Annotated in this window: 1 pseudogene; it reads right to left on the reverse strand. The window is 71.0% G+C overall.

Annotated elements, in window-relative coordinates:
* Positions 1–15 precede the first annotated feature (15 nt).
* Positions 16–471 (reverse strand): annotated as a pseudogene (locus tag C1I99_RS31760) (cellulose binding domain-containing protein); the annotation flags it as partial.
* Positions 472–748: the final 277 nt, after the last annotated feature.

A 748-nucleotide genomic window follows, 5' to 3' on the forward strand; every position in this document is an offset into this window, starting at 1 on the left:
TGAGCGCTAGTCTCGTGGGCTCGGAGATGTGGATAAGAGACAGGGCGTGGTCGGCGGTGCGGTGGTGGAGGGCGGCGTGGTGGGCGTGCCGCCGCCGCACGGGTCGCCGTTGAGGGTGCAGTCGGTGGGCGAGCCGGAGCCGGTGGCCAGGAAGCCGAACGAGACCGAGGCGCCGGGGGCGATGGTGCCGTTCCACGACCGGTTGGTGAAGGTGTGCCGCTGCCCCGCGCTGCTCACCGTGGCGTCCCAGTACGAGCCGAGGGTCGTGCCAGTGGGCAGGGTGAAGGCCACCTGCCAGCCGGTGATGGTGCTGGAGCCGCCGTTGGTGATGGTGTACTTCCCCTCCCAGCCGGTGCCCCAGTCGGAGGTCTTGACGAAGCTGGCGGTCGGCCCGGCGGCGCGGGCAGGTGCGGCCACCGCGAGCGTGGTGGCTGCGGCGGTGACGAGGGCCGCGACCGCGGCCAGCAACATGTTTCGGGCATGACGACGCATCCGGACCTCCCGGTACGAGGGCCGTCGGATCGACGGATGCCCAATTATTAGGATTGTTAACTGAAGTTGTCCAGCACCGGTTCCGGCGCGGCCGGCACCGGTGACCCCACCAGCGAACTCCGTTGGCGCCCTGCCGGGCGGGCTCCGTTGGCGATCTCGGGCACGGGGGTGAGGCGCGTGCGCCCGCGCCACCGTCCGGATCGGAGTGTCGTACCCGGCGGTCACCATGCATCCATGGCTGTCCCCGCCCACACCC

Source organism: Micromonospora deserti (assembly GCF_003236335.1).
Classification (GTDB): Bacteria; Actinomycetota; Actinomycetes; order Mycobacteriales; family Micromonosporaceae; genus Micromonospora; species Micromonospora deserti.